Origin of the sequence: Planktothrix sp. FACHB-1355 (assembly GCF_014748295.1) — a bacterium.
In the GTDB taxonomy this organism is placed as follows: domain Bacteria; phylum Cyanobacteriota; class Cyanobacteriia; order Cyanobacteriales; family Aerosakkonemataceae; genus Aerosakkonema; species Aerosakkonema funiforme_A.
Map to the genome: position 1 here is coordinate 1 of NZ_JACJUP010000410.1, position 5,154 is coordinate 5,154.

Annotated in this window: 6 protein-coding genes; 3 read left to right on the plus strand and 3 right to left on the minus strand. The window is 44.6% G+C overall.

What is annotated here, in order from left to right:
- A partial coding sequence (gene pyrF / locus H6S82_RS17140; protein ID WP_191056462.1) for an orotidine-5'-phosphate decarboxylase occupies positions 1 to 1,042 on the minus strand: 1,042 nt, incomplete at its 3' end.
- Between the two features lie 697 nt (positions 1,043 to 1,739).
- Here pyrF and H6S82_RS17145 point away from each other — a divergent pair.
- Both H6S82_RS17145 and aroF read left to right on the plus strand, forming a co-directional pair.
- Entirely contained in the window at positions 1,740 to 2,093 is a 354-nt protein-coding gene (locus tag H6S82_RS17145) for a hypothetical protein (RefSeq protein WP_190460805.1), read from the plus strand.
- A gap of 634 nt (positions 2,094 to 2,727) precedes the next feature.
- Positions 2,728 to 3,573, plus strand: a complete 846-nt coding sequence (aroF, locus tag H6S82_RS17150) for a 3-deoxy-7-phosphoheptulonate synthase (RefSeq protein ID WP_190460803.1) — start codon at positions 2,728 to 2,730, stop codon at positions 3,571 to 3,573.
- A gap of 317 nt (positions 3,574 to 3,890) precedes the next feature.
- Here the strand turns inward: aroF and H6S82_RS17155 are convergent, their stop codons facing one another.
- Positions 3,891 to 4,442: a hypothetical protein gene (locus tag H6S82_RS17155; RefSeq protein WP_190460801.1), complete on the minus strand. Its 552-nt coding sequence runs from the start codon at positions 4,440 to 4,442 to the stop codon at positions 3,891 to 3,893.
- A gap of 78 nt (positions 4,443 to 4,520) precedes the next feature.
- A complete protein-coding gene (locus H6S82_RS17160) occupies positions 4,521 to 4,769 on the minus strand; it encodes a type II toxin-antitoxin system Phd/YefM family antitoxin (RefSeq protein WP_190460799.1) in 249 nt (82 codons plus the stop codon).
- Positions 4,770 to 5,026: 257 nt separating this feature from the next.
- Between H6S82_RS17160 and H6S82_RS17165 the strand changes: the two genes are divergently transcribed.
- A partial coding sequence (locus H6S82_RS17165) for a type II toxin-antitoxin system ParD family antitoxin (RefSeq protein WP_191056463.1) occupies positions 5,027 to 5,154 on the plus strand: 128 nt, incomplete at its 3' end.

Genomic DNA, 5,154 nt, shown 5'->3' on the forward strand with positions numbered 1-5,154 from the left:
CAATTCTGTCAAATTCCAAACCTTTCAATATCCCCGCGTAAGCAGTCAAGACTTGGTGAAATATCTGCGGCTGCGATATGATTTTCCGTAAATCGATATAATAAGGAAAAATCGCCCCCGATGCTTGCTTGTGTTCGCCAAAAATAATGCAGCCGATATCGTAAAGCTGTAAAATTAAATCGCGATGCGGTTCGGATTGCAACGAACAAACATTCGGCAACCAAACATCGCAAGTGGGATTTGCCTGCACGATTCGCATTCTTTCTTCATTGACTTTATCCCTTAAATCGCGAACGGCGGCGGCGATATCGTGTCCGGGTTCTTCGATAATATTAGGAGGTACTGGTAGCAGCAATCCTTCTCCCTGCTTATCCAAACCTGCTGCTAAAATAGCATTTAAATCGCGATCGCCTGTATAATCTTCCTGTAACAAAATTAGCCGTTCTGGTGCAGCAGCCCGGATACGCGCTAAAATTTCCGGAGTACCACCCACTTTCAACCCCAACTGTTCCGGCGTTCCCCAGTTTTTCGCTTCATCGATCAAATGCAGGTAAAAAGGTTGACTCGGCGTCGGGAATTCCTGCAACGCCGCCGCGCTGGGATTCGCGTTAGCGCACAGCACGAACACTGCTTTACCCGGATAAAGTAAAAAAGGCGCGACGTGATCCCATCCGGCGTAGGTATTTACGGTAACGGCATCCACACCCCATCGTTCAAAGGCAGTCTTGGCAAACACCGTGCTGGTATAGATATCGCTGTGTTTGGCATCCAGGATAATGGGGATATGTTTGGGAATGCGCTGCAATGTTTGTTCCAGCAGTTTCAGTCCGGGTGCGCCCAAAGCTTGGTAGAATCCGAGAATCGGCTTATAAGCACAAACTAAATCTGATGTTTGTGCGATGATGGTATCCAGCCATTCCCAAAGTTGGGATAAATCCTCACCCTCGCCAATTACCACTTCGTCTAGGTCTGGGTCGAGTCCGACGTAGAGTAAGCTTTGGTTGCGCTCGATCGCATAAAGTAATTTATCAAAAAACTGCATCTGGTTTTGCCTTTCTCTGGGATGATATTAGAGAATTTCATAGCACAACATTACAGCTAATTTACTTGACCGACCGATCGAATACTTAGGAAGGGTAAGTGAAGAGGATCGCGCTAACAGATACGCTTCGCCAAGGCTGTGAGTTTAGACTGTTCTCAACTACCACTGATTTCCACCAACTTTTCACCCGATCGCAAAAGCTCCAAAGCATCCGGTACAGTTGCAGTTAGAATCTCTCTCAATCGCAAATTCGATGTATTTCCACAGGTTAACCAGATTACTTTTAAAATTTGGAAACAGGCTTTTCGACTTTAATCCCAGGCTCTCCAGTCATACAGTTTTTGATTTTGTCAAAAAAAATACCAAGCTGCATCTATTATATGGGATGCGCTAGACTCCTCCCCAACCCTTCCCCTGCAAGGAGAGGGGCTTTCCGGCTCGCCCTTTCCACCTACCCTTTTTCAGCCTTAATGTTACTCCAACTTCTACTCCCTCTTCCCTCTTCCCTCTTCCCTCTTCCCTAACCCCTAACCCCTAGTCCCTAATCCCTAGATATATGAAGTTTTGTAAAAACTATTGACGAGCATTTCAGAGGTAGCTTTAATAGTTACAGAGGCTAATGGAGCGTTCCGGAAGCCGAAACCTAAATTTGAGATACCTTCACAAACAGTAATTAGTTAGACAGGGAGAAACTGACATGGCTAGCACCAACTCGACGAACGCGATCGCCAACTTTGGTACAATGCTCAAAAAAACTTACATCCTGGGTATTTTGACGGTTAGTACGGCGGGAATACTTCCCTTTGCCGCTAAAGCTACGGCTAACCCTTGCTGTCAACCCAGTGGTGGCGATAGCGCTGTTGTTCAGACAAGCACCCAACAAGCTAATGTCAGCGGTAAGGGCAATTCAGTCAATCAAAATTCCAATCAGTCAGCTAACGCTTCAAACCCGACGGTTCAGCCAGTCAGAACAGGTCAGAAGCGGCCAGTTCGCGTTCGTCCGGTTCGTCGTCCCGTTCATCGTCCCGTTTGCAATAGCACTTGCAAATAAGGAGATTTAGACTTGGCGCAGCCAGAGATTGACTTTTTTGGCTCTGGTCGTTCGTGGTTCCTTGTCGATGGCCAATAGGGAGAAGCGGAGCGTACACATCCGTTTCTCCCTCTGAAAAGGCGATCGCTTTTTGCTTTGAATAGAAGCCGAGTGGGGAAATTACAGAGTGTTTCAGAGTTAAATGTGCGATCGATCCATCAGGGAACAGGACAGAAGTCCTCACTACAAATACTCAGTCGATCGAATTATTTTCTCAATTTAGTCTTGACGCGAAGCCACTCACTCTGTTATGGTTTTTACATCAAGACATATACCTCAAACCAATATTTCCACCCAAATCATGTACATCGGCTCTTATTACTTTTATTATTGGCGTAAAGCGGTTCACTGGGAGTGATCCAATCTACGCATTGGAAACGAGCCGGTGAACCGCAGAACAAAATCTGCGGTTTTTGTTTTTTTAAGGACATCTCAAGTACCATGACAGCATTTCTTTCCAGTTGGTTTTACGGCTTTTATTTTTGGCCCAGAAACAGTTCCGGGTAAATAAAGTCGTGCCAACGCACCGCCACCCGGAACTGTAAAACGGTTCCGGGTTTTTTGTTAACCACACTTTTTTCAAGGAGAAACTCAAATGTTACACGCACAAACAGAACCTGACCAGCAAACAGTTATCCAAATTTCCGATAACGTCAAAATCGGCGGCAAAGACTTAGTAATTATCGGTGGGCCTTGTACCGTCGAAAGTATGTCCCAGATGGAACAAGTCGCCAGTCACCTATCCATCGCACCAGTGCAAGCATTACGGGGTGGCGTTTACAAACCGCGCACTTCCCCCTACGCTTTCCAAGGTTTAGGAGTGGAAGGTTTGGAAATTTTAGCAAAAGTTAGTCAGCGCCACAATTTACCAGTAGTTACCGAAGTAATGGCAATTTCTCAGATAGAAACCATAGCTGCTTACGCCGATATGTTGCAAGTAGGCAGTCGCAATATGCAAAACTTCGACTTACTCAAAGCATTAGGACAAGCAGGCAAACCAATATTACTAAAACGCGGTTTAGCAGCAACTATAGAAGAATTCCTCATGGCAGCTGAATATATTTTAAGTCACGGAAATCCCGATGTCGTGTTGTGCGAACGCGGTATCCGCAGTTTCGATAACTATACTCGCAACGTCTTAGATTTAGGTGCAGTCGCCGCCCTCAAACAACTAACTCACCTGCCAGTAATTGTAGACCCATCCCACGCAGTAGGCAAACGCGAATTAGTCGCACCTTTAGCAAAAGCTGCCATTGCTTGCGGCGCAGATGGACTGATTATCGAATGTCACCCAGAACCGGAAAAGTCAGTTTCCGATGCACGTCAAGCACTTTCTTTAGAAGATATGGTGCAATTAGTTCACAATTTAAGACCAGTAGCAGAAGCAGTTGGCAGGCGCATTCCTTCTCTGAAAAATCAACCTCAACTGATAGCAGCGTAGCAAATAGGATGGGTATTGCTCATCCTATTTTTGTAGACTTAACGCAAGTTGCTAGTTATTTACATAAAGGTACGTAGTTGGGCTTTAGCCCTCTTATGCCAGGTTTCATCCGAGGGCTAAAGCCCAACTACGTACAAAGAATAAGACTAATCTTATAACTAGCAACTTGGGTTACTTAAAAACCCGGTTTCTTCAGGAAACCGGGTTTCTGACTTTATTTTCTGGGGTCTTTCGGAGCAATTATGCTGTAGGGACACGGCATAATTAAAATTTTGGTATTACCGACATATTTATGATGCCGTGTCCCTACAACGCCTTTACCTCGACTGACTAGATTTTTGTTCAGGGGGTAGAGCTTTCTGTCCTGGTGGTGTGTCAGGAGAAGCAAATTGTTGCCCAAATGTCACCAAAATTGTTAAAAACAAACCTGCCAGCACACTCAGAACTTGCTGGGAAAAAATTAGCCGTTGCGCTATATCTAACGCATTGACAAAAATTCTCCCAAAGTTTCGTTTCTGCTGAGATTTGACAATCTCTGGGATTTGAGCAGGTTGTTGCAATAGCGATTTTTTAATTTCTGGCAACAAGATGCTGACAATTTCTGCTGAAGTAGCTATCCGCTTGATAGTCACCAAGTAAATTACTGGTTCAAGTGATATCTGTTTCACTTGATAGTAAACTTGATGTCCAGTTGGCAATGGATACAAAAAATGTTCCGGCAATCCTTCTATTGGTTCTGCTTCCAGTGGGTATAACTCACTTTTAAGCAGATTGAGAAAACTTTGATATTCCCATTGCAAGCGAAATGCTAGGGATTTAGATTGCCAAAACTTCCGAACACTTCCGTGTTGTTCAATATTAACGTGCATTCATCCTCTCTACTATCGGTATTCCGGTGCGAGGCGATATTAGAGAAGATGGTTTAATAGCAGTCTGGTGCTACTTTGTCAATAAGACTCTTGTAGCAGTTCCCGTGCAGCTTGAGATAGCAGGCGTTTGTACTCCTGCAATTGAGCGTAGTCTTGCATGGAAATCACAGCCACATCAGGCTGTTCATTTCGATGAACAATGTGAGGTTGCCCTCGACTAACCGCATCAAAGCAGTCGTCTATTGCTTCTCGAAACTGCTCGGCGGTCATTTGGACTACCGAAACATCTCGATTTTTGCCTCGCACCGCTTTTTTTGGGTGCATCATTGTCATCCTTTGATTGGGGTTTCTACAATAAACTTCTCGCAGAAATAAAAAGGAGATGACCGTCCTATCTGCGCTTTTTCAGTTTAGCACAAACTATTTGAGTTGCCTACCATGACACCTTACTTAAAACCTCGCGCACTTCATCAATCACCAGCAAATCCATGCAGTACAAGCTTTTCAAGCTCTAATAACAAACTTTGACAATCCTTGCTATAACTAGCAAAATAGGATTAACAACCCAAAATGACGCTACTCCCATGAACGTATCCCTAACACCCGAACTGGAAAAATTCGTGCAAGAAAAAGTCAAAAGCGGCAGATACCTATCTGCTAGCGAAGTTGTCCGCGAAGCATTGCGACTGCTGCAAGAACAAGACCAAATTCG